The sequence below is a fragment of the Oerskovia sp. NPDC060287 genome (assembly GCF_042726775.1).
Lineage (GTDB): Bacteria > Actinomycetota > Actinomycetes > Actinomycetales > Cellulomonadaceae > Oerskovia > Oerskovia merdavium.
On the sequence record NZ_JBHXBO010000415.1, the window covers coordinates 1 to 1,193 of the forward strand.

Below are 1,193 nucleotides of genomic sequence, written 5' to 3' on the forward strand. Positions count from 1 at the left end.
GCCCAGCACCGTGCGGTGCTGGGCCCCTCGTCGTGCGTGCGGTCCGGCGTCAGCGGTCCCGTCCGGCCATCGGGATGAAGCAGCCGAGGGTCACCATCGCGAGGCCCGCGGAGAAGATCCAGGCGTGACCCGAGTCGACCGTGAAAGCCCACCCGAAGGCGACCATCCCGCCCACGAACAGGATGAAGGCCACGAGGAAGCGGGCGATGGCCCCGGCTCGCTCGGTGGCCTCGTTGCGCTGCGTCGTCTGGCTGCTCATGCTCTTCGCTCCGTACTGGTCGTGTCGTTCGGTGGGGTCTCGCGGGGTTCCCCCGCGCGAGCGGGAGGCGTCTGCCCGACGACGTCACGCACGCGAGGCGATCGGCCGTCAGTCCAGGTAGTGCTCCACCGTACCGGCATCCCGGATCGACGCGGCATCCGGGTCGCTCCCGAACTCCCGTGCGGCGTCGCGCTGGCGCAGCAGGTCCCAGCACTGGTCGAGCTCGGTCTCGATCGCACGGAGCCGCTCGTGCTCCTCCGACGCGCTGATCTCCCCGCCGGCGAGCTCGTCGCGCAGGCGACGCTCCTCTGCCACCAGGTCGCCGATGTACTGCCGGATCCCTCGGTCCTCGGTCATTCCCCCACGGTACGACCGGGGCGCGGCGCGCGCCCGACGGGTCGTCGGGCCGCGCGCACGGGTGCGCGTGGTGGCACCCGTCGCGACCCGTCGCAACCCGAATCGGCCGGAACGTGACGTGTCCGACGATCTACCCCATTCGGGGTGCGAGTCCCGTCGAGGGGTGTCAAGGTATGTACTTACCGGCCAATACGGCACATTCGGGACAAAAGGAGAATGACATGGGTTTCATCGCATTCATCGTTCTGGGACTGCTCGCCGGACTCATCGCTCGCGCCATCCTCCCGGGCAAGCAGACCGGATCGATCCTCATGACGATCCTCCTCGGCATCGTCGGCGCCCTGCTCGGCGGCTGGCTCGGGAGCGTCCTGTTCTCGGCCCCGCTCGAGAACTTCTTCTCGATCCAGACGTGGCTGCTGGCGATCGTCGGCTCGGTCATCGTGCTGGGCATCTACGGGGCGGTGCGCGGCCGCAACGGTCGGACCGCCTGACCCACCCGCTCCCCCAGGCCGCCACCGCGCGCTCGTCGCGCCCCGTCCGGCCGCGGTGGCAGAGCGAAGGGCCCGCCTCCTCGTCC

Annotated in this window: 3 protein-coding genes; 1 reads left to right on the top strand and 2 read right to left on the bottom strand. The window is 70.2% G+C overall.

From position 1 onward, the window contains the following. Nucleotides 1-49: 49 nt before the first annotated feature. Nucleotides 50-259 carry a hypothetical protein gene (locus ACFWFR_RS19415; RefSeq protein ID WP_377615620.1) on the bottom strand — a complete coding sequence of 70 codons (210 nt, stop codon included), beginning with the start codon at nt 257-259 and terminating at the stop codon, nt 50-52. Between the two features lie 108 nt (nt 260-367). After that, nucleotides 368-616, bottom strand: a complete 249-nt coding sequence (locus ACFWFR_RS19420) for a DUF2630 family protein (RefSeq protein WP_191801903.1) — start codon at nt 614-616, stop codon at nt 368-370. 221 nt (nt 617-837) lie between these two features. On the opposite strand from ACFWFR_RS19420, the gene ACFWFR_RS19425 reads away from it, so the two are divergent. Then, a complete protein-coding gene (locus ACFWFR_RS19425) occupies nt 838-1,107 on the top strand; it encodes a GlsB/YeaQ/YmgE family stress response membrane protein (protein ID WP_191801902.1) in 270 nt (89 codons plus the stop codon). Nucleotides 1,108-1,193 lie beyond the last annotated feature (86 nt).